Origin of the sequence: uncultured Aquincola sp., assembly GCF_964001545.1 — a bacterium.
Classification (GTDB): Bacteria; Pseudomonadota; Gammaproteobacteria; order Burkholderiales; family Burkholderiaceae_C; genus Aquincola.
This window is the reverse complement of sequence record NZ_CAXFDV010000819.1, coordinates 1-1,832: the sequence shown is the minus strand read 5'-3', so window position 1 is coordinate 1,832 and position 1,832 is coordinate 1. Positions and strand designations below refer to the sequence as shown.

4 protein-coding genes are annotated in these 1,832 nt (G+C 69.9%); all 4 read right to left on the bottom strand.

Features of this window, described 5'->3' with window-relative positions:
* Positions 1-206, bottom strand: a 206-nt coding sequence (locus tag ABNT58_RS28480) for an RNA methyltransferase substrate-binding domain-containing protein (RefSeq protein WP_348756720.1), incomplete at its 3' end; no start/stop codon positions are given.
* Positions 207-242: 36 nt separating this feature from the next.
* The gene (locus ABNT58_RS28475; RefSeq protein ID WP_348756719.1) at positions 243-665 is read right to left on the bottom strand and encodes a universal stress protein; all 423 of its coding nucleotides are present in this window, start codon (positions 663-665) and stop codon (positions 243-245) included.
* Between the two features lie 72 nt (positions 666-737).
* Complete coding sequence (locus ABNT58_RS28470; RefSeq protein ID WP_348756718.1) at positions 738-1,487, bottom strand: heparan-alpha-glucosaminide N-acetyltransferase; 750 nt, start codon at positions 1,485-1,487, stop codon at positions 738-740.
* On the bottom strand, positions 1,484-1,832 hold a 349-nt coding region (locus ABNT58_RS28465), incomplete at its 5' end, for an RES family NAD+ phosphorylase (protein WP_348756717.1). The genes ABNT58_RS28465 and ABNT58_RS28470, both read right to left, overlap by 4 nt.

Sequence of the window (1,832 nt, the reverse complement as noted above, 5' to 3'; positions counted from 1 at the left end):
TGGTGGCGCGTGGTGCCGCCGATGCGCGACAGCCGCTCGTCGTCGCTGTCGACCAGCTTGACGCCAGCCTCCTTGGCGCGCTCGACGAACTGGCGCATGCGGGCATCGCGGCGGCTGCCGTCGAAGTGGATTTCGCTGATCGACGACGGGGCCGTCTTCAAGCGCACGGTGACGGCATGAAAGCCGAACAGGACCTTGGAACTCATGCGCGCATGGTACGGCCCCGGCGCGGGGCGGTACGTCTACTTGACGACCAGCACCGGCGTCCTGGTCAGGCTCAGCACCTTGGCGGTGACCGAGCCCAGCACCAGCGTGGCCAGCGAGCCATGGCCGTGCGAGCCCATCAGCACCAGGTCGAAGCCGCCGTGGTCGGCCGTCTCGGCGATGGTGGCTGCCACCGCGCCCACCTTGGATTGGAACTGCGCCTGCAAGCCTTGCTGCTCGAAGAACTTGCGCACCGGCTCCAGCACGGCAGCCGCTTCTTCCTGGTAGTAGCGGTCACAGGCCTCGCGGCCGACGGCCGAGGCGGCATGCGGCGGCAGCGGCGCATGCACCGTCAGCACGGTGTACTGGTGGTGCTCGCCCAGCCACTCGTCGTGCGCGGCCAGGTAGGCCAGCATGCGCTTGGTGAACGGGCTGCCATCGGCGGCAATCAGGATCTTCATCGCGGCACTCCTTCAACACAGGGTGGATGAGCCCAGTATGGAAAGCGCCCTTGTCTGCCGCCTTGCCCTGCGTCAATGCCGTGCGAACAAGCTGAGCAGGCCGATGAACAGCGGCTGGTGCAGCATGTACACCGTCAGCGGCCAACGGCCCAGCAGCACCAGCGGGCGCAGCGCCCGCGGCACCGGCACCGCCAGCGCGGCTGCATGGCGGGCCATGGCCCACAGCATCGCGGCCAGGCCCCACAGCATCACGCCCAGCCAGGGCAGCAGCGGCACGTAGTCTTCGGTGGCGGGCTTGCGGGTCACCAGGCCCACCCAGTTGGTCCAGCGGCTGTCGAAGAACGGGTGCTGAACCCCCAGCGGCAGCACCACCAGCACCGCGCCCACGGCCAGCAGCACCAGCGGCGTGCTGCTGCGGCCCAGCGCCCGGCGCGGCAGGCCGAAGCGCACCAGCAGCAGCATCACCGCCATGCCGTGCAGCACGCCAAAGCTGATCCAGCTGCGCGGAAACATCCAGGCCGAGCCGGCCGACACCAGCAGCGCGCACACCGCCACCTGCGCCCAGCGCCGCCAGAAGCGGCGTGCAGGCTGCGCCTGCACCAGCGCCACCGCCTGGCCAGCGCCGGCGCACAGCAAAAACAGGCTGACGATCAGGCTGCGCTGCACCGTCCAGAACGGGTCTTCGTAGAAATTCTGCGGCGCGATGAGCCGCAACTGCTGCAGGTCGAAGCACAGGTGGAAGCCCATCATCCACACCATGGCCGCGCCGCGCAGCGCATCCAGCCGCTCGAAGCGCGGCGCGGGCACAGGCACCCTGCTCATTCCACCTTCTCGTACACGTCGGTGAAGGCCTGGCCGTTCCACGCGTACAGCAGCACCGCCGCATGCACGCAGGCCCGCGCGCCTTGCGGCTTGAACAGGCCCACGCACTGGCCGCCCGGATGGCGCACGCTGCGGTAGGCCACGCCGGCCGAACCTTCGTCGTGCAGCCGGCGGCCCAGGGCCTGCGAGGCGCCGTAGTCATCGGGGTGGTACACGGCCACGGGCACCGCATCGTCGGGCCGCAGGTCGTGCAGGCGGGCGTCGATGGTCACCTTGTACAGCCGCATCGGCAGGTGCATCGGCCCCTGCGCGGTGGCGGCCAGGAAGCGGCCATGGTGGTAGCGG